General features: G+C 70.3%; 22 protein-coding genes. 5 read left to right on the top strand and 17 right to left on the bottom strand.

The window, feature by feature from the left end:
- The first annotated feature begins 9 nt into the window (after positions 1 to 9).
- The gene (locus AB0C16_RS20450) at positions 10 to 885 is read left to right on the top strand and encodes a 1,4-dihydroxy-2-naphthoate polyprenyltransferase (protein ID WP_357685073.1); all 876 of its coding nucleotides are present in this window, start codon (positions 10 to 12) and stop codon (positions 883 to 885) included.
- Between the two features lie 321 nt (positions 886 to 1,206).
- Positions 1,207 to 1,527, top strand: coding sequence for an SDR family NAD(P)-dependent oxidoreductase (locus AB0C16_RS20455; RefSeq protein WP_357685270.1), 321 nt, complete (start codon positions 1,207 to 1,209; stop codon positions 1,525 to 1,527).
- Between the two features lie 250 nt (positions 1,528 to 1,777).
- Here AB0C16_RS20455 and AB0C16_RS20460 read toward each other — a convergent pair whose 3' ends face one another.
- The 6 genes from AB0C16_RS20460 to AB0C16_RS20485 all read right to left on the bottom strand — a co-directional run bounded on the left by AB0C16_RS20460 (position 1,778) and on the right by AB0C16_RS20485 (position 8,599).
- Positions 1,778 to 2,251, bottom strand: coding sequence for a GNAT family N-acetyltransferase (locus tag AB0C16_RS20460; RefSeq protein ID WP_357685075.1), 474 nt, complete (start codon positions 2,249 to 2,251; stop codon positions 1,778 to 1,780).
- 134 nt (positions 2,252 to 2,385) lie between these two features.
- Complete coding sequence (gene dapB / locus AB0C16_RS20465; RefSeq protein WP_357685077.1) at positions 2,386 to 3,123, bottom strand: 4-hydroxy-tetrahydrodipicolinate reductase; 738 nt, start codon at positions 3,121 to 3,123, stop codon at positions 2,386 to 2,388.
- A gap of 62 nt (positions 3,124 to 3,185) precedes the next feature.
- Positions 3,186 to 4,493: a pitrilysin family protein gene (locus tag AB0C16_RS20470; RefSeq protein WP_357685271.1), complete on the bottom strand. Its 1,308-nt coding sequence runs from the start codon at positions 4,491 to 4,493 to the stop codon at positions 3,186 to 3,188.
- Positions 4,494 to 4,625: 132 nt separating this feature from the next.
- The gene (locus tag AB0C16_RS20475) at positions 4,626 to 6,947 is read right to left on the bottom strand and encodes a polyribonucleotide nucleotidyltransferase (RefSeq protein WP_357685079.1); all 2,322 of its coding nucleotides are present in this window, start codon (positions 6,945 to 6,947) and stop codon (positions 4,626 to 4,628) included.
- A 279-nt stretch (positions 6,948 to 7,226) separates the two neighbouring features.
- Positions 7,227 to 7,496, bottom strand: coding sequence for a 30S ribosomal protein S15 (gene rpsO, locus AB0C16_RS20480; RefSeq protein ID WP_189127169.1), 270 nt, complete (start codon positions 7,494 to 7,496; stop codon positions 7,227 to 7,229).
- 176 nt (positions 7,497 to 7,672) lie between these two features.
- Positions 7,673 to 8,599, bottom strand: a complete 927-nt coding sequence (locus tag AB0C16_RS20485; protein ID WP_357685273.1) for a bifunctional riboflavin kinase/FAD synthetase — start codon at positions 8,597 to 8,599, stop codon at positions 7,673 to 7,675.
- Between the two features lie 83 nt (positions 8,600 to 8,682).
- Between AB0C16_RS20485 and AB0C16_RS20490 the strand changes: the two genes are divergently transcribed.
- Entirely contained in the window at positions 8,683 to 9,690 is a 1,008-nt protein-coding gene (locus tag AB0C16_RS20490; protein ID WP_357685082.1) for an SAM-dependent methyltransferase, read from the top strand.
- A 4-nt stretch (positions 9,691 to 9,694) separates the two neighbouring features.
- Here AB0C16_RS20490 and truB read toward each other — a convergent pair whose 3' ends face one another.
- The 8 genes from truB to rimP all read right to left on the bottom strand — a co-directional run bounded on the left by truB (position 9,695) and on the right by rimP (position 17,588).
- Positions 9,695 to 10,567 carry a tRNA pseudouridine(55) synthase TruB gene (gene truB, locus AB0C16_RS20495; RefSeq protein WP_357685084.1) on the bottom strand — a complete coding sequence of 291 codons (873 nt, stop codon included), beginning with the start codon at positions 10,565 to 10,567 and terminating at the stop codon, positions 9,695 to 9,697.
- Positions 10,567 to 11,595 (bottom strand): bifunctional oligoribonuclease/PAP phosphatase NrnA, encoded by a 1,029-nt coding sequence (locus AB0C16_RS20500; RefSeq protein WP_357685086.1) that lies wholly within the window; start codon positions 11,593 to 11,595, stop codon positions 10,567 to 10,569. The genes truB and AB0C16_RS20500 overlap by 1 nt, the downstream gene beginning before the upstream one ends.
- Positions 11,592 to 12,080: a 30S ribosome-binding factor RbfA gene (rbfA, locus tag AB0C16_RS20505; protein ID WP_357685088.1), complete on the bottom strand. Its 489-nt coding sequence runs from the start codon at positions 12,078 to 12,080 to the stop codon at positions 11,592 to 11,594. The genes AB0C16_RS20500 and rbfA overlap by 4 nt, the downstream gene beginning before the upstream one ends.
- A 40-nt stretch (positions 12,081 to 12,120) precedes the next feature.
- Positions 12,121 to 12,417, bottom strand: coding sequence for a DUF503 domain-containing protein (locus AB0C16_RS20510; protein WP_189127202.1), 297 nt, complete (start codon positions 12,415 to 12,417; stop codon positions 12,121 to 12,123).
- Between the two features lie 121 nt (positions 12,418 to 12,538).
- Complete coding sequence (gene infB / locus AB0C16_RS20515; protein WP_357685091.1) at positions 12,539 to 15,667, bottom strand: translation initiation factor IF-2; 3,129 nt, start codon at positions 15,665 to 15,667, stop codon at positions 12,539 to 12,541.
- Positions 15,668 to 15,778: 111 nt separating this feature from the next.
- The gene (locus AB0C16_RS20520; protein WP_357685093.1) at positions 15,779 to 16,093 is read right to left on the bottom strand and encodes a YlxR family protein; all 315 of its coding nucleotides are present in this window, start codon (positions 16,091 to 16,093) and stop codon (positions 15,779 to 15,781) included.
- Positions 16,077 to 17,081 (bottom strand): transcription termination factor NusA, encoded by a 1,005-nt coding sequence (gene nusA, locus AB0C16_RS20525; protein WP_357685095.1) that lies wholly within the window; start codon positions 17,079 to 17,081, stop codon positions 16,077 to 16,079. The genes AB0C16_RS20520 and nusA overlap by 17 nt, the downstream gene beginning before the upstream one ends.
- Before the next feature lie 12 nt (positions 17,082 to 17,093).
- Complete coding sequence (rimP, locus tag AB0C16_RS20530) at positions 17,094 to 17,588, bottom strand: ribosome maturation factor RimP (protein WP_357685097.1); 495 nt, start codon at positions 17,586 to 17,588, stop codon at positions 17,094 to 17,096.
- 222 nt (positions 17,589 to 17,810) lie between these two features.
- On the opposite strand from rimP, the gene AB0C16_RS20535 reads away from it, so the two are divergent.
- On the top strand, positions 17,811 to 18,299 hold the full coding sequence (locus AB0C16_RS20535) for a hypothetical protein (protein ID WP_357685099.1): 489 nt from the start codon (positions 17,811 to 17,813) through the stop codon (positions 18,297 to 18,299).
- Positions 18,296 to 18,745, top strand: a complete 450-nt coding sequence (locus tag AB0C16_RS20540; protein ID WP_357685101.1) for a ferritin-like domain-containing protein — start codon at positions 18,296 to 18,298, stop codon at positions 18,743 to 18,745. Before AB0C16_RS20535 ends, AB0C16_RS20540 begins: the two co-directional genes overlap by 4 nt.
- Before the next feature lie 62 nt (positions 18,746 to 18,807).
- Here AB0C16_RS20540 and AB0C16_RS20545 read toward each other — a convergent pair whose 3' ends face one another.
- The 3 genes from AB0C16_RS20545 to AB0C16_RS20555 all read right to left on the bottom strand — a co-directional run bounded on the left by AB0C16_RS20545 (position 18,808) and on the right by AB0C16_RS20555 (position 21,896).
- Positions 18,808 to 20,553, bottom strand: a complete 1,746-nt coding sequence (locus tag AB0C16_RS20545; RefSeq protein ID WP_357685103.1) for a proline--tRNA ligase — start codon at positions 20,551 to 20,553, stop codon at positions 18,808 to 18,810.
- 70 nt (positions 20,554 to 20,623) lie between these two features.
- The gene (locus AB0C16_RS20550; RefSeq protein ID WP_357685105.1) at positions 20,624 to 21,295 is read right to left on the bottom strand and encodes a hypothetical protein; all 672 of its coding nucleotides are present in this window, start codon (positions 21,293 to 21,295) and stop codon (positions 20,624 to 20,626) included.
- A 133-nt stretch (positions 21,296 to 21,428) separates the two neighbouring features.
- The gene (locus AB0C16_RS20555) at positions 21,429 to 21,896 is read right to left on the bottom strand and encodes a hypothetical protein (protein ID WP_357685107.1); all 468 of its coding nucleotides are present in this window, start codon (positions 21,894 to 21,896) and stop codon (positions 21,429 to 21,431) included.
- Positions 21,897 to 22,001: the final 105 nt, after the last annotated feature.

Genomic DNA, 22,001 nt, shown 5'->3' on the forward strand with positions numbered 1-22,001 from the left:
CTTTCCGACATGGCAACCACCGGCCAGTGGCTCGCCGGAGCGCGCCCTCGCACCCTGCCCAACGCCGTGGTGCCGGTCATGGTCGGCACCGGCGTGGCGATCGGCGAGCACGGCTTCAACTGGTGGCGGGCGATCCTCGCGCTGCTCGTGGCCCTGCTGTTGCAGATCGGCGTCAACTACGCCAACGACTACAGCGACGGCATCCGCGGCACCGACGACCAGCGCGTCGGGCCGATGCGCCTGGTCGGCTCGCAAGCGGCCACACCGCGTCAGGTGCTGACCGCGGCCCTCGGCTGCTTCGCCGCCGCGGCCGTGCTCGGGCTGGTCCTGGTGGTCGTCACCCGCGGCTGGTGGATCCTGCTGGTGGGCGCCGCCGCGATCGCCGCCGCCTGGTTCTACACCGGGGGCAGGAGCCCGTACGGCTACCGCGCCCTGGGCGAGGCGTCGGTCTTCGTGTTCTTCGGCGTCGTGCCCGTGGTCGGCACCGCGTACGTGCAGACCGAGCAGTTGTCCTGGGCCGCGCTGGTGGCCTCGATCCCGGTCGGGCTGCTGTCGTGCTCGATGCTCGTGGTCAACAACCTGCGCGACGTGGGCACCGACGGGCAGGCCGGCAAGCGGACCCTGGCCGTGATGCTGGGCGCCCCGCGCACCCGCGCCCTCTACGCGGGCTGCCTGATCGTGCCGTTCGCGGTCGCCCTGGCGATGATCCCGGTCGCGCCGCTCGCCGCGCTCGCGGTGCTGGCCGGACCGCTGGCCATCGCCCCCGTCCGCACGGTCCTGCGCGGCGCCGAGGGGCCCGTCCTGATCGGCGCGCTCCAGCAGACGGGCAGACTCCAGATGGTGTACGGCCTGCTCCTCGCGATCGGCCTGGCCACCACCCTGTAGCGTCACGAGGCTGCCCCGGGACACCTGAAGCCGGCCCGGCCACTCAGGCCCCCGAGCGACGGCGGCGGCAAACCATTTCGGTCATGGCGTGAACTTCCGGCGACGTTACGGCCGGCCGGGAACCAGGCTAAATGGAGTGCGACTTCGGAATGGCGCCGATCCCCACACTTCATGAACGCTGGTGTCCAAGCCGGACGTCGTTCACCCGATTATCGAGGGATAAATTCGACGCCCGGGGAGATGCCATTGACGAAAAGACTCACGATAAACATGATGAGCCGCATGAGGGTCGCCGGGACCCGCAGGACGATCGGAGTGGACATGGACCTCAGCGGGAAGATCGCCGTCGTGACCGGGGCGGGCCAGGGCATCGGCGAGGGCAGTGCGCTGCGGCTCGCCGAAGCGGGCGTCGCGGTGGTGTGCGTCGACATCGACCGCGCGGCGCTGGACGAGACCGTCAAGGCCATCCGGGGGAATTCAGGCAGTGCGGTGGGCGTCGTCGCCGACGTCTCCACCCGGGAGGGAAATCAGGAAATGGTCGCCCGCGCCCGCACCGAATACGGGCGCATCGACATCTTCCACGCTAATGCCGGGTCACCATTCTCGGCCGTGTCTTCGCGCATGAAGTACCGGAAGTGCTGAAGCTCGACCAGCAGGGCGCACCCCCGCCATGGTGAGCGCCATGACCAGCACGTCCGTGCCTGATCGCGTCGGGACGACCTCCCACGACTCCGCGAGCCGCAGCTGCGCGGCCACGAGCTCCATCACCCGCGTGGACCACCCGGCCGCCGTGCGGTAGGCGCCGGTGCTGATGATGCTCTCCACGGCGGTGAAGTACTCCGCTTGCAGCGCCTGACGGGCCGACAGGGAAAACCGGCAAAAGCCGGCCCGGCTATCCGCGCATCACCACGCGTGGCGCGACCTCGATGCCCAGCTCACGTTCCTGCTCGACCAGGGCCCGCAGCTCCGGCCCCCAGGCGGCGTCGGGCAGCACCGTGAAGCCGTGGCGTTCGTACCAGGGAGCGTTCCACGGCACGTCCCTGAAGGTCGTCAGCGTCACCGCCGGCGCGCCGCAGGCCCGCGCGTGCTCCCGCACCGCCGTGATCAGCCTCCCGCCGATGCCCTGCCGCATGCGCGAGGGATGTACGGCCAGCTGCTCCAGATGCAGGTTGCCGTCGAGCCAGCCCACCAGCGCGAACCCGGCGGGCGGCTCCCCCTCGACCAGCACCGAGCCGGGATCGTCCACCTCCTCGATCTGTGTCGTCCCCGGCGGGAACTCGATGCCCACCGACTGGAAGAGCCCGTCGGCGGCCAGCTCAATGGAGATCAGATCGGACAGTTCGCTGGATTCGGCCCATCGCACCATGGCGACACGGTCTCATGTCCGGGCGGATCTGGCCGCTGTATTAATGTGAAGATCGTGGCTCGGCTGTGCGGAGCCGAGACCCCCTCCTCACTTCGTGCCCACCGCCTGTGACCAGGCAGTGGGCACGTCGTGGTTCAGAGGTCGAGCAGGGGCTCCAGACCGACGGTCAGGCCGGGCAGCTCGCGCACCCGCCTGATGCCGAGCAGCACACCGGGGGTGAACGCCGAACGGCTCATCGTGTCGTGCCTGATCGTGAGGATCTCGCCGTCGCCGCCGAGCAGCACCTCCTGGTGCGCGATCAGGCCTGAGAGGCGTACGGCGTGCACGTGGACCCCGTCGACGTCGGCGCCGCGCGCGCCGTCGAGCTCGGTGCTGGTGGCGTCGGGCATCGCGCCCAGCCCGGCCTTGGCCCGCGCCTCGGCGACCAGCTCCGCGGTGCGGCGGGCGGTGCCCGAGGGCGCGTCGGCCTTGTTGGGATGGTGCAGCTCGATGATCTCGACGGACTCGAAGTGCTTGGCCGCCTGCTGCGCGAAGTGCATCATGAGCACGGCCGCGATGCCGAAGTTGGGGGCGATCAGAGCGCTCGTGCCGGGCGAGGCGGCCAGCCAGCCGCGCACGATGTCGAGCCGCTCGGCGTCGAACCCGGTGGTGCCGACCACCGGGCGGATGCCGTGCTCGATGGCCCACCGCAGGTTGTCCATGACCACGTCGGGATGGGTGAAGTCGACCACCACCTCGGCCCCTTCGAGGCCGTCGATGGCGTCGCCCTTGTCGAGCGCGGCCACCAGCTCCAGGTCGGGAGCCGCCTCGACCGCCTTGCACACCTCGACGCCCACACGACCACGGGCGCCGAGCACACCTACCTTGATCACGGGGTCAACCCTATACGGCCGGGTCACGCGGGCCCACTCAAGGGGCCCGCGTGAGCCGTACGTCAGGAGACGGCGTCGGAGAAGTCCCTGTCACCGTAGGGGCCGATCACGGCGAGCGTGAGCGGCCGGCTCAGAATGTCTCCGGCCACCTCGGCGATCTCGTCGGGCGTGACCCCCTCGATGCGGGCCAGCACCTCGTCGATGGACATCAGCTCGTCGTAGACCAGCTCGTTCTTGCCGATCCGCGACATGCGCGAGCCGGTGTCCTCCAGGCCCAGGACGAGCCCGCCACGCATCTGGCCCTTGCCGCGCATGATCTCGTCGGCGGTCAGCCCGTCGGCCACCACTCTGGCCACCTCGTCACGGCAGATCTTGAGCACGTCGTCGATCTTCGACGGCAGGCAGCCGACGTAGATGCCGAACTGGCCGGTGTCGGCGTAGCCCGAGGTATAGCTGTAGGCGGAGTAGGCCAGGCCGCGCTTCTCCCGGATCTCCTGGAAGAGCCTGGACGACATGCCGCCGCCGAGCGCGGCGTTGAGCACGCCGAGCGCGAAGCGGCGGTCGTCGGTGCGGGCCAGCCCGGTCGTGCCGAGCACCAGGTTGGCCTGCTCGGTCGGCCGGTCGAGCACCGTGGCCCCGGACCACGTCTCGGCGCCCGGTCCGCTCGTGCGGGGCGGGTCGAACTCGGCGGGCCCGCCGAGGGCGCCCGCCCGCTCGTAGGCGCGGGTGACGAGCTCGACGACCTCCTCGTGACGGATATTGCCCGCCACCGAGACGACCGTACGGCGTGGCTCGTAGTGGCGCCCGTAGTATTCGGCGATCCGGTCGCGGTCGAGGGAGTTGATCGACTCGACCGTGCCCAGGATGGGCCGCCCGATCGGCGAGTCACCGTAGAGAGCTGCCGCGAACTGCTCGTGCACGACGTCCGACGGGTCGTCGTCGTGCATGGCGATCTCCTCGAGGATCACGCCGCGTTCGGACTCGACGTCGTCGGGGGTCACCAGCGAGCTGGTCACCACGTCGGCGAGGACATCGACCGCCACCGGCAGATCCTCGTCGAGCACCCGCGCGTAGTAGCAGGTGTATTCCTTGGCGGTGAACGCGTTGATCTCGCCGCCGATGCCCTCGATGGACGCCGAGATCTCCATGGCGTCACGCGTGGGCGTGCCCTTGAACAGCAGGTGTTCGAGGAAGTGGGTCGCTCCCGTGTGTTCGGGGGCCTCGTCGCGTGAGCCGATGCCGACCCACATGCCGACCGCGACGCTTCGCACGGTCGGCATGGTCTCGGTCACCACGCGCAGCCCACCGGGGAGGACGGTGCGCCTGACCACCCCGGCCCCATCACGGCCGGGATGCAGCGTCTCGGTGATCACGAGACCTCCAGTGCCGGCCACGTGATCACCATGCCACCTCTGCTGCCCTCGCTACGCTCGGTCACGAGACCTCCTTCGTCGGCCCCGTGACCAAGGTGCTGCGTCTAATGGTTCCCTCGCTACGCTCGGTCACGAGTTGCGGTCGTCCCCGTCGTTGCGGGGAGCGCGGACGCGGGTGCGGGTGCGGCGGGGCCGCTCCTCGCGAGCCTTGTCGTCGGCGGACGCGACCTCCGCGTCGTCGGCGCCACCGGACTCGCCCTTGGCCTCCTTCTCGGCGGCCTCCTTCTCGATGACCTCGACCGGCACGAGCGAGAGCTTGCCCCGCTGGTCGATCTCGGCGATCTCGACCTGGATCTTCTCGCCGACGCTCATGACGTCTTCGACGTTCTCGATGCGCTTGCCGCCGTGCAGCTTGCGGATCTGGGAGACGTGCAGCAGGCCGTCCTTGCCGGGCATCAGCGAGACGAACGCGCCGAACGCCGCGATCTTGACGACCGTGCCCAGGTAGCGCTCGCCGACCTCCGGCATGTGCGGGTTGGCGATGCCGTTGATCGCGGACCGCGCGGCCTCGGCCGACGGGCCGTCGGTGGCGCCGATGTAGATCGTGCCGTCGTCCTCGATGGTGATCTCGGCGCCCGTGTCGTCCTGGATCTGGTTGATCATCTTGCCCTTCGGGCCGATGACCTCGCCGATCTTGTCGACCGGGACCTTGATCGTGATGATCCGCGGCGCGGTCGGGTTCATCTCCGCCGGAGAGTCGATCGCCTCCTGCATCACGTCGAGGATCGCCAGGCGGGCGCCCTTGGCCTGCTTCAGCGCGCCCGCGAGCACCGAGGCGGGAATGCCGTCGAGCTTGGTGTCGAGCTGGAGCGCGGTGATGACGTCCTTGGTGCCGGCGACCTTGAAGTCCATGTCGCCCATGGCGTCTTCGGCGCCGAGGATGTCGGTCAGCGTGACGTAGTTGTCGCCGTCGCCGATCAGGCCCATCGCGATGCCCGCGACCATCGCCCGCAGCGGCACACCCGCGTCGAGCAGCGCCATCGTGGACGCGCAGACCGAGCCCATCGAGGTCGAGCCGTTGGAGCCCAGGGCCTCGGAGACCTGCCGGATCGCGTAGGGGAACTCCTCACGCGAGGGCAGGACCGGGGTCAGCGCCCGCTCGGCGAGCGCGCCGTGGCCGATCTCGCGGCGCTTGGGCGAACCCACCCGGCCGGTCTCACCGGTGGAGTAGGGCGGGAAGTTGTAGTTGTGCATGTAGCGCTTGGTGCGCTCGGGGTTGAGCGTGTCGATGACCTGCTCCATGCGCAGCATGTTGAGCGTCGTGATGCCCATGATCTGGGTCTCACCACGCTCGAACAGGGCCGAGCCGTGCACCCGCGGGACCACGTGGACCTCGGCGGACAGCGCGCGGATGTCCTTGGTGCCGCGGCCGTCGATGCGCAGGCCCTCCTTGATGACCCGCTCGCGCATGAGGTTCTTCATCACCGAGCGGAACGCGGCGGAGATCTCCTTCTCGCGGCCCTCGAACTCGGACAGCAGCTTCTCCCCGGCCAGCGCCTTGACCTTGTCGAGCTCGGTCTCGCGCTCCTGCTTGGCGGCGATGGTCAGCGCCGCGGCCAGCTCGGTCTTCACCGCGGCCTCGACCGCGTTGTAGACGTCCTCCTGGTAGTCGAGGAACACGGGGTACTCGGCCGTCTCCTTGGCCGCGACCTGCGCGATGCGAGACTGCGCCTCGCACAGCACCTTGATGAACGGCTTGGCGGCATCGAGGCCCTGCGCGACGGTCTCCTCGGTGGGCGCGACGGCGCCCTCGGCGACCAGCTTCAGCGTGTCCTTGGTGGACTCGGCCTCGACCATCATGATCGCGACATCGCCGTCGGCGAGCACCCGTCCGGCCACGACCATGTCGAACGTGGCGCGGGCCAGCTCGGTCTGGGTCGGGAAGGCCACCCACTGGCCGTCGATCAGCGCCACGCGGACGCCGCCGATCGGGCCGGAGAACGGCAGCCCGGCCAGCTGGGTCGACAGCGAGGCGGCGTTGATCGCGACCACGTCGTAGAGGTGGTCGGGGTTGAGCGCCAGCACGGTGGCGACGACCTGCACCTCGTTGCGCAGGCCCTTGACGAACGACGGGCGCAGCGGCCGGTCGATCAGCCGGCAGGTGAGGATGGCGTCCTCGGAGGGACGGCCCTCGCGCCGGAAGAACGAGCCGGGGATGCGGCCCGCGGCGTACATGCGCTCCTCGACGTCCACCGTCAGCGGGAAGAAGTCGAGGTTTTCCTTGGGCGACTTGGACGCGGTCGTCGCGGACAGCACCATCGTGTCGCTGTCGAGGTAGGCGACGGCGGAACCCGCCGCCTGACGGGCAAGTCGACCGGTCTCGAATCTGATCGTGCGCGTGCCGAAAGTGCCGTTGTCAATGACGGCTTCGGCGGTGTGGACACCCTCCACGGGGGACCTCCTTGGTCGGTCGGTCTCCCGCGCCCTCTTCTCACCGGCACCCTCGTTAGGTGCAGCGCCGGTCTTCGATCGAAGCGCCCGGTCCTTATGACCGGAAGCCACTACCGAGGACCGGCCCGCATGCGTCGCGGGTCGCATGGTGCTTGTGCGGACGCGGGGGCTGTAAGTGTCTCGGATATTCAGTTGTACGCCAGGCGCGCGGTGGCATGCCTCCCGACGCGCCGGGCTGATAACCGAAGGGAGCGACGCGGACGCCGCTCCCTCCTCATGTTATCGGCGCAGTCCGAGCCGCTCGATGAGCGAGCGGTAACGGGCGATGTCGACCTTCTGCAGGTACTTCAGCAGACGGCGCCGGCGCCCGACGAGCAGGAGCAGACCACGACGGCTGTGGTGGTCGTGCTTGTGCGTCTTCAGGTGCTCGGTGAGCTCGCTGATGCGCTTGCTGAGGAGCGCGATCTGCACCTCGGGCGACCCGGTGTCGCCGTCGGCCGTCGCGTACTCGGCGATGATGGACTTCTTGGCAGCGGTGTCGAGGGACACGGCTCTCCTTCAAATATACGGACACGCACGAATGAATATGGAATGCGAACGACCGTGCGTGCCTACAGTCGCCGCAGCGAAGCCCTTCGGGCAGCGCTCAACGCCGCCGTCACAGAGCCGACATACAAGGTTACCACCCCGAGTCGCATGCTCGCGTATCGTCACGCGCCACGGGCTCAGCCGGTCAGGCGGCGGGTCTCGGCGACGTCGGCGTGGATCTGGGCGACGAGCGCCTCGATGGAGTCGAACCTGGTGTTGCCGCGGAGCCTCGCGGCGAAGTCGACCGCCACGTGCACGCCGTACAGCTCCAGGTCGTCGCGGTCGAGCGCGTACGCCTCGACGGTGCGCGGGACGCCCTCGAACGTCGGGTTGGTGCCGACCGAGATGGCCGCGGGCCAGCGCTCGCCCTCGTACAGGGCGGGCAGGTTGGCGACGGGCACGCATTCGAGCCAGCCCGCGTAGACCCCGTCGGCGGGGATGGCGGTGTGCGGCGGCGTCTCGACGTTGGCGGTGGGAAAGCCGAGTTGACGGCCGCGCTGGTAGCCGCGGACGACCACGCCCTCCACGCGGTGCGGACGGCCCAGTGCCGCGGTCGCGCCCTCGACGTCGCCCGCTACGAGCCGCTCGCGGATCCCGCTGCTGGAGACCCCGTCGAGCAGCGGGACGGCCTCGACCGTGAAGTCGTATTTCTCCCCCAGTGTGCGCAGGGTCTCGACGTCGCCGGCCGCGTGGTGACCGAACGTGAAGCCCTCCCCCACCACGACGGCGGCGGCGCGCAGGCGGTCGGCCAGGACCGTCTGGACGAACTCGCCGGGGCTCATCCGCGACAGCTCGAGCGTGAACTCCAGCACGCAGACCTCGTCGACCCCCAGCCCGGCCAGCAACTCGGTGCGGCGCCTGGACGTGCTGAGCCGGGGCTGATGCGAGCCGGGCCGCACCACCTCCGTGGGATGCGGCTCGAACGTGACGGCCACGCCGCGCGCCCCCCGCTCGCGGGCGATGTCGACGACTCGCTCGACCACCCGCCGGTGTCCGCGGTGGACGCCGTCGAACACGCCGATCGCGACCACGGCCCTCTCCGAATCCTGCACACCCGGCCCCATTCGCTCGTGGCAGATCAATCCCCACCAGCCTGCCATGCTGGTCGGTCTTCGTTCCAATCGAGGGCGGTACGATCGATCGCACCATGCCTCGATACGCCCTCCTGATCCTGCCTGCCTTCAACCGGGTCTACGCCGCCAGCTCCGTCCGGCTGACCCGTGCCGAGCTGACGGTCTTCGGCCGCGCGATGGAAGGCCAGGTGTCGGACATCGAGGAGACCATCCTCGGTGGCGTACCTTATGTCACCTTCGAGGGGTCACCGACCTCGCGTGACCTCGATTTGCTGTCCAACCTGTCGTCGGTCTACGCGCTGTTCGAGCTGGAGGGCGACCTGCTGCGGCCGCTCACCATGCGGCCGCTCGACCGGCTGAGCAGCGACCTGATCACGATCCAGAAGTACGCCGGCAAGACCAACGAGCACTTCACCAAGCTGCTGCTCAACGTGACCGTGCTGGCCTCCGACTTCGGCCTCGACCGGAAACTGGCGGTCTTCGACCCGATGTGCGGCCGCGGCACCACGCTCAACCAGGCCCTCATGTACGGATACGACGCCTACGGCGTCGACATCGACGGCAAGGACTTCGAGGCCTACTCCGGCTTCCTCAGAACCTGGCTGAAGAACAAACGGCTCAAGCACACCGCCGAGACCGTGCCCGTGCGGCGCGAGCGGGCGCTGGCCGGGCGGCGGCTCAACATCACCTTCGGGCTGTCGAAGGAGGCGTTCAAGGCGGGCGATGTGCAGCACGTCTCGGTGGTCAACGCCGACACCCTGCGCGGGCGGGAGTTCTTCAAGCCACACTCGTTCGACGTGATCGTCACCGACGCGCCCTACGGCGTACAGCACGGCAGCAAGGGCGGCGGCGGGCTCTCACGCAGCCCGCTCGAGCTGATCCGGCAGGCCGTGCCGGTCTGGACGGAGCTGCTGCGGCCCGGCGGCGCGCTCGGCATCTCGTGGAACACCTACGGCGGCAACCGCGACCAGCTGGCGCTGATCCTCACGTCCGCCGGGCTCGAGGTGGCCGACTACCCCGACTTCGAGCACTGGGTGGACCAGGCGATCGTCCGCGACGTCATGGTGGCCCGCAAGCGGTGACCCGCTAGGTCACGAAGACCGCGAGCGGCTTGGCCAGCCGGCCCTGCTCCTCGACCAGCGCGAGCAGCTCCCCGCCCGGGCCGAACACGCCGATCGGCTCCTTGCCCAGCCCGGCCGCCGGCAGCCGCCCGCCGTGCCGGACGACCACGGCCTCCTCGGCCGTCACGTCCCGCCGCGTGAACGCCGCCGCGACGGCCTCCCCGATGGGCAGGATCGCGCAGTCGGCGGCCAGCTCGTCGAGGGTCCTGGCCAGCGACAGGTCGTAGGGGCCGACCCGGGTGCGGCGCAGCCGCGTCAGGTGCCCGCCGACGCCCAGCCCGGCTCCCAGGTCGCGGGCCAGCGCCCGGATGTAGGTGCCGCTGGAGCAGGTGATGACCGCGTCCACGTCGACGAGGTCGTCCTGCCCCCGGATGTCGAGCACCTCGAAGGCGCGCACGGTGATCGGGCGGGCGGCCAGCTCGACGTCCTCACCGGCACGGGCCCGCTTGTAGGCCCGCTCTCCGTTGACCTTGATCGCGCTGACCTGCGGCGGGATCTGCATGATCTCGCCCGTGAGCGCGGTGATCCCCTTCCGGATCTCAGCCGGCGTCACGCCCGCCGCCGAAGCCGTCGCGGTGACCTCACCCTCGGCGTCGTCGGTGTTGGTGGTCACGCCGAGCCGCATGGTGGCCGAATAGACCTTCTCCGTCAACGCCAGGTGGCCGAGCAGGCGGGTCGCCTTCTCCACGCCGATCACCAGGACGCCCGTGGCCATCGGGTCGAGCGTGCCCGCGTGGCCCACCCGCCGGGTGCCCGCGAGGCGCCTGATGCGGGCCACCACGTCGTGGGAGGTCCAGCCGGCCGGCTTGTCGACGATGATCAGACCGCTCTCGGCCATCAGACCTTCCCCAGCAGACGGCGGATCGCGCCGATGGTGTCGTCAACGCTCTCGTGCGAGGTGAACCCGGCCGCGTTGCGGTGCCCGCCGCCGCCCATCGCCGCGCAGAGCGATCCCACGTCGGCCGTGCCTTTGGACCGGGTCGACACCTGCCAGGCGCCCTCGTCGTCCTCTTTCAGCACCACGGCCACCTCGGCCTCGTCGGTGCGCCGTACGATGTCGATGATGCCTTCGATCTCAGAATAGGGCAGGCCGTAGGCGGCGCGGTCGACCCGCGTGACGTAGGTCCAGACCAGCCCGTCGCGCAGCACCACCCGGTCGAGCGCGGCAGCGAGCACCTTGAGATAGCCGAACGGTGAGCGGTCCCACAGCTCACGGGCGATCTCGTCGGTGCGCAGCCCGGTGGCGACCATCCGGGCGGCCATCTGGTGGGCCGCGGGCGACGTCGAGGAGTGCCTGAACGATCCGGTGTCGGTCACCAGCCCCGTGTAGAGGCAGGTGGCGATGTCACGGTCAAGGGTGCCGCCGAGCCGGTAGATGAGCTGCTCGGCGAGCATGGTCGTCGCCGCGGCGCCGGGGTCGACGAGGCCGAGCGTGCCGAAGCCGGTGTTGGACGGGTGGTGGTCGACCACGATGACCTCGCGGGCGGCGGCGAGACTCGGCTCGATCATGCCCAGCCGCTCGGCCGACGGGGAGTCGAACGTCATCATCAGCTCGGGCGCCGCAGGGTAGTCCTGCGGTGGGACCAGCATGTCCTGGCCCGGCAGGTAGCGCAGCAGGCGCGGCACCTCGAAGGGCCGGTCGCCGAAGGACGCGACCACCCGCTTGCCCATCGACCTCAGCGCGAAGCCGGTGGCCAGCATCGAGCCGAGCGCGTCACCGTCCGGCGACACGTGGCAGGCCAGCGCGATCTCGTCGGTCCGCGCGATCAGCTCGAGCGCCCGCCGCCACGTGTCCTCGGAGATCGGGGACGGGGCGGATCCCACGCGGGGCGGGCGGTCGATGCGGTCACGCACGTCGGGTGTCACGACGCCGGGTGTCCCGCCTGGTCGGCGTCGTCCTCATCCGGCTTCTTGTCGAGGTCGGCCTCGTCCTCGTCGGGCTTCTTGTAGGGGTCGGCCTCGCCGGCGTAGGCGGCGCCCTCCGCCTTGCGCGCCACCTCGGCGTCTCTGGCCCTGGCCGCGTTGATCAGGTCGTGGAGCTGGCGGGCGCTGTCGGGCAGCGGGTCATGGGTGAACGTCAGTGTCGGAGTGAAGCGCACGCCCGTCTGCTTGCCCACCTCGGACCGGATGATGCCCTTGGCGCTTTCGAGAGCAGCGGCGCTGTCGGCGCGCTCGGCCTCGGAGCCGAACACCGTGTAGAAGACCGTGGCCTCGCGCAGGTCGGCGGTGATGCGGGTGTCGGTCACGGTCACAAAGCCCAGACGCGGGTCCTTGATCCGACGCTCCAGCATCTCGGCGACGATCTGCTGGATGCGATCGGCGAGCTTGCGGGCTCGTGCTGCATCCACCATGTTCGCTCCCCCTCACGCACGACCGTGGTCGTGCAGTCGTTCAGTCATCGTCGTTGTAGAGCCGCTGCCTGGCCGACAGCAGCTCGATCTCAGGATGGAACGCCACCACCCGCTCGCAGGCGTCCAGCACCTCCTTGCAGTTGCCCGCTGAGGCGGAGACCACCGCGATGCCGACTTCAGCCCTGCGATGCAGGTCGAGATGGCCGGTCTCGGCTACGGCGACGGCGGGAAAGCGCCGGTGCAGCTCGGCGACCAGCGGCCGCACGACCGAGCGCTTCTGCTTCAGCGAGTGCACGTCGCCGAGCAGGATGTCCAGGGTAAGCGCACCCACATACATTGTTGGCAACCACCGCTTGTACTGGTGAGTGAAGCGCACGCCGGGCCTGCTGCGGTGGTGACCAGGCCCAGGCGTACGAGAGGCGCCCGGCGGATGGTCCGCCGGGCGCCCGGCCGCGTGTTTACGCGCGCGGCTTCTCCCGCATCTCGAACGTCTCGATCACGTCGTCGATCCGGAGATCGTTGTAACCGAGCCCGATGCCGCACTCGAAGCCCTCGCGGACCTCGGTCGCGTCCTCCTTGAAGCGCCGCAGCGAGGAGACCGTCAGGTTGTCGGCGACGACGACGCCGTCGCGGATCACCCTGGCCTTGCTGTTGCGGACGATCACACCGGAGCGGACCAGCGAACCGGCGACATTGCCGATCTTCGGCACCTTGAAGATCTCGCGGACCTCCGCCGTGCCCATCTGGACCTCTTCGAACTCGGGCTTGAGCATGCCCTTGAGCGCCGCTTCGATCTCCTCGATCGCCTGGTAGATGACCGAGTAGTAGCGGATGTCGACGCCCTCGCGCTCGGCCAGGTCGCGTGCCCGGGGCTCGGGCCGGACGTTGAAGCCGATGATGACCGCGTTGTCGTCGGCGACGGCCAGGTTGACGTCGTACTCGGTGATCGCACCGACGGCGCGGTGCAGCACCCGAAGGTTGACCTCGTCCCCGACGTCGATCTTGAGCAGAGCGTCTTCCAGGGCCTCCACCGAACCGGACACGTCACCCTTGATGATGAGCTTGAGCTCGTCGACGCGACCCTTCTCGAGGTCGCTGAACAGCTCCTCGAGGGTGCGGCGACGGCTCGACTTCGCCATGTCGGCGCTGCGCTTGCGCGCCGCGCGCTGCTGGGCGATCTGTCTGGCCATCCGGTCGTCGGTGACGACGATGAAGTTGTCGCCGGCGCCCGGCACGGCCGTCAGACCCATCACCTGGACGGGACGGGACGGGGTGGCCTCGTCGACCGGCTCGCCGTTGTCGTCGAGCATCGCCCGGACGCGGCCGAAGGCCTCGCCACAGACGATGGAGTCGCCGACGCGGAGCGTGCCGCGCTGGACCAGGACGGTCGCGACGGGGCCGCGGCCCTTGTCGAGGTGAGCCTCGATCGCGATGCCCTGAGCGTCCATCGTCGGGTTGGCCCGCAGGTCGAGCTCGGCGTCGGCGGTCAGCACGATGGCCTCGAGGAGGTCCTCGATGCCGGTGCCGTTCTTGGCCGAGATGTCGACGAACAGCGTCGAGCCGCCGTACTCCTCCGCCACCAGGCCGTACTCGGTGAGCTGGGCCCTGACCTTGTTGGGGTCGGCGCCCTCCTTGTCGACCTTGTTGACCGCGACCACGATCGGCACGTCGGCCGCCTGGGCGTGGTTGAGGGCCTCGATCGTCTGCGGCTTCACGCCGTCGTCGGCCGCGACCACCAGCACGGCGATGTCGGTCGCCTTGGCACCACGGGCACGCATGGCGGTGAACGCCTCGTGACCCGGGGTGTCGATGAAGGTGACCTTGCGCTCTTCGCCCTCGTGCTCGGTGGCGACCTGGTAGGCGCCGATGTGCTGGGTGATGCCACCCGCCTCGCGCGCCGCCACGTTGGTCTTGCGGATGGCGTCGAGCAGCTTGGTCTTACCGTGGTCGACGTGACCCATGACGGTCACGACCGGCGGACGCGCGGCCAGGTCGGCCTCGTCGCCCTCGTCCTCGCCGAACTCGATGTCGAAGGCCTCGAGAAGCTCGCGGTCCTCCTCCTCCGGGCTGACCACCTGGATGTTGTAGTCGAGCTCGGCGCCGAGCAGCTGCAGCGTCTCCTCGTTGACCGACTGGGTGGCGGTCACCATCTCGCCGAGGTGCAGCATGATCTGCACCAGCGCGGCGGGGTTGGCGCCGATCCGGTCGGCGAAGTCGGCCAGCGACGCGCCGCGCGGAAGGCGGATCGTCGCGCCGTTGCCACGAGCGACCTGCACGCCGCCGATCGCCGGAGCCGACATGTTGTCGAACTCCTGGCGCCTCTGACGCTTGGACTTGCGACCACGCGCGGGACGACCGCCGGGACGCCCGAAGGCGCCCGCGGTGCCGCCGCCGCGACCGCGGCCACCGCCGCCGGGACGACCGGCGAAACCGCCGCCGCCACCGGGACCACCGGTGCTCGTGCCGGGACGGCCCGCGCCGCCGCCGGGACGACCGGCGAAACCGCCGCCGCCACCACCGGGACGACCGCCGCCACCGCCACCCGGACGGCCACCGCCGCCACCACCGCCGGGACGGCCACCGCCGCCACCGCCACCGGGACGGCCACCGCCGCCACCGCCACCGGGACCGGAAGGACGGCCCTGCGGCATCATCATCGGGTTGGGACGCGGACCACCGGGACGGGGACCACCCGCACCGGGACCGGGACGCGGACCCGCGGCACCGGGCGGACCCGGACGCGGACCGGCCGTGCCCGGCCTGCCCTCGCCGCCACCACGACTCTGCGGCGGGCGCGGGATGCCGCCGTCGCGCGGCGGGCCGTCGCGACGCTCACGCTGACCGGGGCCGCCGCCATCGCGGCCGGCGCCGGGGCGCGGCGGACGGGACTGGCCCATGCCGCTGGCGTTGGACGAGAACGGGTTGTTGCCGGGACGGGGGCCACGAGGACCCGGCTTGGGGCCGGGACCCGGACGGGGACCACCACCGGTGGAAGCCCCGGGACGCGCGCCGCCGGAGGCACCGCCACCGGACGCGCCGGGACGGGCCGCGGGACCGGGCTTGGGACCCGGACGGGCCGCGGGGCCCGGACGCGGGCCTGGCGCCGGACGCGCGCCACCGTCGGCGCGGGGAGCGCTGTCAGGACGCGCGCCGCTGTCGAAACGGGCCTGCGGAGCCCCGGACGTGTCGCCACGAGCGGCCTCAGGCTGCTGCGCCGGCGGCTGCTGCTGGGGCATGGGCACCGGCGGACGCGGCGTGCCGCTCGTCGCCGGGCCGGGACGCGGACCGGGCTTGGGACCCGGACGCGGGACTGTGGGGGTCGACGCCTCGGCGACGCCGTTGCCGGCCTGGCCACCCGCCGGCCGTGGTGCAGCCTTCGGTGGCTGCGGCTTGGACGGCGAACCGCCGCCCCTTGAGGACCCACCCTTGGATGCGCCCAATGCTTCGGTGAGCCTGCGGACCACCGGCGCCTCGATGGTGGAGGACGCCGAACGGACGAACTCTCCCATCTCCTGGAGCTTGGCCATGACGACCTTGCTCTCTACGCCGAACTCCTTAGCGAGCTCGTATACCCGGACCTTCGCCACTGCACTCCCTTACTGGCCCGGGAGGCTGGCTGTGCCGTCCGGACCGTCGCTACCTTGACGTCTTCATCGCCGCGTGCTCATCAGGCGCTCATAGCAATCTGACTCCGCCCATCAACTCGGCGTCCTACATGACATTTCGTATTTCTCCTCTTCCAGGTGCGCCCGCACGCGCGAGACGTCAAGCGGTCCCGGCACGCGGAATGCGCGCGGAAACGCCCGGCGACGCTCGGCAAGCTCCAGACAACTCATGGACGGATGCAGCGATGCACCCCGGCCAGGGAGCCGTCCTCGCAGGTCAGGGGTCACATGATCCTCGACCAGCACCAGGCGGAGCAGCTCGGACTTTGCCGTGCGACCCCTGCAGCCCACACAGGTGCGCTGTGGGGCTGCGTGGCCACCATATTCCAGCTTACCGCGTTGACGCATCTACGGAACCGGCGGCATCCTCGGCCTGGGTGTCAGGGCGGATGTCAATCCGCCATCCGGTGAGCCTGGCAGCGAGCCGGGCATTCTGCCCTTCCTTGCCGATGGCCAGCGAAAGCTGGTAGTCGGGCACGGTCACCCTCGCCACTCGCCCCTCGAGATCGAGGACCTCCACATGGGAAACACGCGCGGGAGACAGAGCATTCCCGACGAACTCGCCCGGGTCCTCGGACCAGTCGATGATGTCGATCTTCTCGCCGTGTAGTTCGGTCATCACGTTACGCACCCGGGACCCCATCGGGCCGATGCAGGCGCCCTTGGCGTTGACGCCCTGCTTGCGGGACCTGACCGCGATCTTGGTGCGGTGACCGGCCTCGCGGGCCACCGCGGCGATCTCGACGGTCCCGTCGGCGATCTCCGGCACCTCGAGCGCGAACAGCTTCTTCACCAGACCGGGATGGGTGCGCGACAGCGTGACCGAGGGCCCCTTGTGCCCCTTCTTGACCTGCACCACGTAGGCGCGGATGCGCTCGCCGTGAACGTAGTCTTCGCCGGGCACCTGCTCGTTGTGCGGCAGCACGGCCTCGATCTTGCCGAGGTCGACCAGCACCACGCGTGGATCCTTGCCCTGCTGGATCACGCCGGAGACCAGCTCGCCCTCGCGGCTGGCGAACTCGCCGAAGTTGATCTCGTCTTCGGCGTCGCGCAACTGCTGCAGTATCACCTGCTTGGCGGTGGTCGCCGCGATCCTGCTGAAATTGCCAGGTGTGTCGTCGTACTCCCGGACGATCTCGCCGTCGTCGTCGAGCTCGGCCGCCCAGATCGTCACATGCCCGCTCGCCTTGTCGAGCTCGGCCCGCGCCTTGGGCGCGGCGCCCTCGGTGCGGAAGTATGCGATCAGCAGCGCGTCCTCGATCGCCTTGACGACCAGGTCGAAGGAGATGTCCTTCTCCCGCTCCAGGCTGCGCAGGACGCTCATGTCGATGTCCACGAGGCTTCCCCCTTAGCCTTCGTCGCCGTCGACGTCGGTGTCGTCGTCGATCCGGCGGAACTCCACCTGCACCCGTCCGCGGGTCAGGTCCTGATAGTCGAGCCGGCGATCGGCGCCGTCGATCTCGAGGTCGACGCCGCTCTCGTCGGCCGAGCGCACTCGGCCCTCCACCACGGTGCCGTCTCTCAGCTCGGCCTTCACCAGCCGCTTGGCGGCGCGCCGCCAGTGGCGCGGCTCGATCAGCGGGCGGTCGACGCCCGGTGAGGAGACCTCGAGTGTGTAGGCCGCGATGCCCATCGTGTCGTCATCGTCCAGCGCGGCGGAGACGGCCTGGCTCACATCGGCGACGTCGTCGAGGCTCACCCCGCCGTCTCGATCGACGATCACGCGCAGCAGCCGGCGCTTGCCGGCCTGCGTGACCGTGACGTCCTCCAAGTCGAGGCCCTCCGCGCTGACGACGGGCTCGAGGAGCTTCATCAGGTGGTCGCGGGGTGATGCGCTGCCCATATCGACCTCCCCTATTGTCAAGTCTCAGCCGGGCGGACCTCGCCACTGGCTCTCCGCCGTGCGGGCTCTCAGCCAGCGACGACAGTTGACACCCTATCTGTACGAGGGCACGGAAAGAGCGCCACTCGACGCGGGGGGAATGGCGAGCCCGGCCTGACAGCGAGCGGGGGCACGAGCCCTTACGATGCTAGCTGCGGTCCGTCGTCCTGGAGGTCCCTGTCCGTGCGCCCTTCTCTCTCCCGGCGAGCCGTGCTGGCGGGCGGAGCAGCCGCGGCGGCACTGGCGGGATGCAGCACCACGACCGGCGCCCCGCCCGCCTCACCAGTGCCGGAGCCGCCCGAGCGCGTGCTGGCCCGGCAGCTGATCGCCGAGAAGGAGGCGACGATCGCCCTCTACTCCACGCTGATCGCGGCGGGCGGCGCCAAGCTGGCCCCGTTCAGGGATCGCCATCGGGCCCATGTGGCCGAGCTGCGCAGGCGCTTCCCCGATGTCCCCGCCCCGTCGGCCGCCCCGTCGGCCACCGGCTCCGCCACCCCCTCTGCCACGGCCACGCCCAAGGTGTCGCTGTCGCGGCTGCGCGCCCTCGAACGCAGGGCGGCCGCCCTGCGCACCCGCCAGCTGACCGGTGTGTCCCCGGCCATGGCCCAGCTGGTGGCCAGCATCGGCGCCTGCGAGGCGGCCCACGCCGTCGCCCTGCCGAGGTCGCTGTGAGCGACGACGCCGACAAGCTGCGCAAGGCGCTGTCCGGGGAGCACGCGGCCGTCTTCGCCTACGGCCTGATCGGCGCCCGCACCTCAGGGGCGCTGCGGGCCATGGCGACCAGGGCGTTCGACGCCCACCGGGCCCGCCGCGACCAGCTCCGCACGTTCATCACGGGCCGGGGCGGCCGACCGGCGGAGCCGGAGGCGTCCTACGCCCTGCCCGTCGTCCCCACCAGGGCCGCCGACGCCGTACGGCTCGCGGTGCACGTGGAGGCGGGCATGACGGCCGCCTACCTGGAGCTGGCCGCCTGCGACGACGCGGAGCTGCGGAAGTACGCGGCGCTGGCCATGCAGGAGTCGGTCACCCGGTCCTACTCGTTCCAGCCCACGATCAGCGCCTTCCCCGGCCTGCCCGCGCCGACCCCGCGGCCGTCCGGCACGACACCGGGCGGCTGACCCGGGGCGCCCGGGCGGGTGGGATCGGGATCGGGCGACGCGTTTCAGGTTCGGGCGAGAGCTCAGGATCGGGCGGCGGCGGTGATGAGGTCGGCGGCCTCGGCGAGGGGGATCTCCGACTTGTCTCCCGAGACCCGGTCGCGCAGCTCCACGACGCCCTGGGTGAGCCCGCGGCCCACGACCACGATGGTCGGCAGCCCGAGCAACTCGGCGTCCTTGAACTTGACCCCGGGCGACACCCCGGCCCGGTCGTCCACCAGCACGCGCAGGCCCCGGGACTCGAGCTCGGCGCCCAGCTCCAGCGCCGCCTCCACCTGGTGCTCCTTGCCGGTGCCGACGATGTGCACGTCGGCGGGGGCCACCTCGCGGGGCCACACCAGGCCGAGCGGGTCGTGCAGCTGCTCGGCGATGACGGCCACCGCGCGGGAGACGCCGATGCCATAGGAGCCCATCGTGATGCGGATCGGCTTGCCGTCGGGGCCGAGCGCGTCGAGGCCGGCGGCGTCGGCGTATTTGCGGCCGAGCTGGAAGATGTGGCCGATCTCGATGCCGCGATCGATGGACAGCGCCGACCCGCAGCGGGGGCAGGGGTCTCCGGCGCGCACCTCGGCGGCCTCGATCGTGCCGTCGGGGACGAAGTCGCGCCCCGCGACCACGTGGGCGGCGTGCTTGCCGGGCTGGTTGGCGCCGGTCACCCAGGAACTGCCCGTGACGACGCGGGGGTCGACGAGGTAGCGGATGCCGAGGTCGCGCAGCACCTGCGGGCCGATGTAGCCGCGCACCAGGCCGGGGTGCCTGGCGAAGTCGTCGGCCTCGAAGATCGCGGGCTCGCCGGGGGCCAGCACGGCCTCCAGGCGCTTGAAGTCGACCTCGCGGTCACCGGGCACGCCGATGACCAGGGTCTCGACCTTGTCGGAGCCGGGCGTGGAGACCTTGACGACGACGTTCTTCAGGGTGTCGGCGGCGGTGATCGACAGGCCGTGGTGCTCGTTGACGTACGAGACCAGCGTCTCGATGGTCGGGGTGCCGGGGGTGTCGAGGACCCGCTGCTCCTCCAGGCCGTCGAGGGACCCGGCGGCGGGGGGTGTCGTGGTGACGGCCTCGGCGTTGGCCGCGTAGCCGCACGAGTGGCAGGCGACGAAGGTGTCCTCGCCCGTGGGGGTCGGCGCCAGGAACTCCTCCGAGGCCGAGCCGCCCATCGCGCCGGACGTGGCGAACACGATCTTGTAGTTGATGCCGAGCCGGTCGAAGGTCTTGATGTAGGTCTCGCGGTGCTGCTCGTAGGAGCGCTTGAGACCGTCGTCGTCGAGGTCGAAGGAGTAGGAGTCCTTCATGAGGAACTCCCGGCCGCGCAGGATGCCTGCGCGAGGCCGCGCCTCATCGCGGTATTTGGTCTGAATTTGGTAAAGCGTGACCGGATAGTCCTTGTACGAGGAGTATTCGCCCTTGACCATGTCGGTGAAGAGCTCCTCGTGCGTGGGCCCGAGGAGGTAGTCGGCGCCCTTGCGGTCACGCAGCCGGAAGAGCGTGTCACCGTATTCGGTCCAGCGGCCGGTGGCCTCGTAGTATTCGCGGGGCAGCAGGGCGGGGAAGAGCACCTCCTGGCCGCCCATCCGGTCCATCTCCTCGCGGACGACGCGGGCTACGTTCTCGAGCACCATCTTGCCGAGGGGCAGCCACGAATAGATGCCGGGCGCCACCCGCCGGACATAGCCGGCACGGACGAGGAGCTTGTGGCTCGGCACTTCCGCGTCTGCCGGGTCGTCCCGCAGGGTGCGAAGAAACAACGACGACATGCGCAGCAACACGGCTACTCCTTGGTCGAGCCTGGATGTGAAGGATTACAGGCTATCGACTCGAGGCGGCACGCCGCTCCGGTTAAACGGGGAGCGGGAACCAGCCCGACACCGAACCGGCGAGCACGAGGGCGGACACGCCGGCCAGCACGGCGGTGACGGCGAGCGCGCGCACGCGGCCCCGGGCGCTCCTGCGCACCACGATCACCAGGATGACGGACAGGGCGCCGATCAGCAGGGCGGGCCCCGGCCAGAACTCCCGCACGTCGCCGATGAAACCCGGCGTGGCCCGGTCGATCACGTCGGTGAGCAGCACCGCCCCCACGAGGCCGGCGGCGAGGTCGCCCCAGTGGTCGCGCCTGCGGGTCAGGTAGGCGAGCAGTCCGAGGCCGACCAGCATGGCGACCATCCAGTTGAGCCCGGCGGGGGTGTCGCCGATCACGTCGAAGGTGAGCTCACCGCGGAACGCGCTCCCGCCCATGGCCGCGACCAGCATGGACACGGCGGCGAGAAAGGTCGTCAGCAGCGCCCATCCGAACCCGGACGCGGTGGCCCCCACGATCAGGGTCAGCGCGACGTAGGCATAGGGATCGTAGATCTGCCCGACCCACTCGGGGCCCTTGCCGGACAGGAGCATGCCGACCAGGCCGACGACCAGTCCTCCCAGGAAGGCCGCCAGCACGTGACGTTCGATGCCGCGCTGCCGCCGGTCGAACTCGGCGAAGTCGGCATAGTCGATTGCGGTGTCGTTCATCTCCATTCCCTGGTCATCCCTGCCCCGGGAATGTCTAGGGATGACCCCTTGAAGATTATGCAATCCTACAGAAAAGGCAAATTTCGGTTAACCCTTTCTGACTAAGCAATCGCTTGCTCGAAGGCCGGGGTGACTACCCGCCGAGCAGTTCCTCCCAGGGATGGCGGGTGTTGGTGGCGCGGGTGGTGTCGAGCGCCTCGGCCAGCCGCCAGAAGCCCGGCCGGGCACGGACCCGCGCCCTGCCCATCGGATCGATGGCCCGCAGCACGAACCGGACGCCCATCACGTGGAGCACGGCCGAGGCGCCGCCACCGGGGCCGGCGGTCGTGACGAGGCCGCCCATCCGCTCGTCGAGCAGCGCCGCCACCTCGGAGGCGTAGGGGCCGTCGCGCCATTCGAGGTGCCAGCTCCGCTCGGAGCCGCGCCACCAGGTCAGGTCACGGCACGACTCGATGAACTCGGCCTCGGCGGCGAGCGCGGCCATCACCCGGCCGAAGGCTTCGTACCTGCGGGAACTCGTGGGCGAAAGGTCGTCGTCGTGAGCCCCCGGGAGCGGGCCGTCCTTCGGACGCCGTAGCGCGTGCTTTCGCCTCACGAGCATCACTTTGATCGCGATCGCGCCCTTCCCGCAAGTGTTTGGCGCCGATAGCCTCAACCAAGCGAGCGCTTGGTTTCTACTCCCCGAAGGCACGATGACGTCCTTACG

Origin of the sequence: Nonomuraea sp. NPDC048916, assembly GCF_040649575.1 — a bacterium.
In the GTDB taxonomy this organism is placed as follows: Bacteria; Actinomycetota; Actinomycetes; order Streptosporangiales; family Streptosporangiaceae; genus Nonomuraea.

Coding starts and splice junctions, on each gene's coding strand:
- AB0C16_RS20450 (WP_357685073.1), top strand. CDS start 10: ATGGCAACCACCGGCCAGTGGCTCGCCGGAGCGCGCCCTCGCACCCTG.
- AB0C16_RS20455 (WP_357685270.1), top strand. CDS start 1,207: ATGGACCTCAGCGGGAAGATCGCCGTCGTGACCGGGGCGGGCCAGGGC.
- AB0C16_RS20460 (WP_357685075.1), bottom strand. CDS start 2,251: ATGGTGCGATGGGCCGAATCCAGCGAACTGTCCGATCTGATCTCCATT.
- AB0C16_RS20485 (WP_357685273.1), bottom strand. CDS start 8,599: ATGGGGCCGGGTGTGCAGGATTCGGAGAGGGCCGTGGTCGCGATCGGC.
- AB0C16_RS20490 (WP_357685082.1), top strand. CDS start 8,683: ATGCCTCGATACGCCCTCCTGATCCTGCCTGCCTTCAACCGGGTCTAC.
- truB (WP_357685084.1), bottom strand. CDS start 10,567: ATGGCCGAGAGCGGTCTGATCATCGTCGACAAGCCGGCCGGCTGGACC.
- rbfA (WP_357685088.1), bottom strand. CDS start 12,080: ATGGTGGATGCAGCACGAGCCCGCAAGCTCGCCGATCGCATCCAGCAG.
- AB0C16_RS20510 (WP_189127202.1), bottom strand. CDS start 12,417: ATGTATGTGGGTGCGCTTACCCTGGACATCCTGCTCGGCGACGTGCAC.
- AB0C16_RS20520 (WP_357685093.1), bottom strand. CDS start 16,093: ATGCGTCAACGCGGTAAGCTGGAATATGGTGGCCACGCAGCCCCACAG.
- rimP (WP_357685097.1), bottom strand. CDS start 17,588: ATGGGCAGCGCATCACCCCGCGACCACCTGATGAAGCTCCTCGAGCCC.
- AB0C16_RS20550 (WP_357685105.1), bottom strand. CDS start 21,295: ATGAACGACACCGCAATCGACTATGCCGACTTCGCCGAGTTCGACCGG.
- AB0C16_RS20555 (WP_357685107.1), bottom strand. CDS start 21,896: ATGCTCGTGAGGCGAAAGCACGCGCTACGGCGTCCGAAGGACGGCCCG.